Genomic DNA, 299 nt, shown 5'->3' on the forward strand with positions numbered 1-299 from the left:
ACTGGGTCAATATCAAGTCGCAGCGCTGCGAAGAGTATCCAGATCTCATCGGCGACGGTATCTACGGCGTTGCATGGGTGACCGACGGCCTGACACGTAACTGTGTGTACATGGAGCGCTTCTGGAACCCCGAGTTCCTGGAGGACGGGAAAGACGCGCGTAAGAGCTGGACGACTAGTAACATTAACGTCCTAACGCGTCGCAAGGGTCCCTACAACCCCTTAGTTGGCTCCATGACCTATCGTGGCATCGGCGTGGAAATTACGAAGGCTGAAAAACCTGAAGGCGTCTGGTACGAC

At 55.2% G+C, this 299-nt stretch carries 1 protein-coding gene; it reads left to right on the forward strand.

All coding sequences use genetic code 11. The features are described from left to right. On the forward strand, window positions 1-299 hold a 299-nt coding region (locus tag PZH32_RS13000), incomplete at both ends, for a hypothetical protein (RefSeq protein WP_275208674.1).

It is taken from the genome of Adlercreutzia equolifaciens (genome assembly GCF_029076695.1).
GTDB classification, from domain to species: Bacteria; Actinomycetota; Coriobacteriia; order Coriobacteriales; family Eggerthellaceae; genus Adlercreutzia; species Adlercreutzia equolifaciens_A.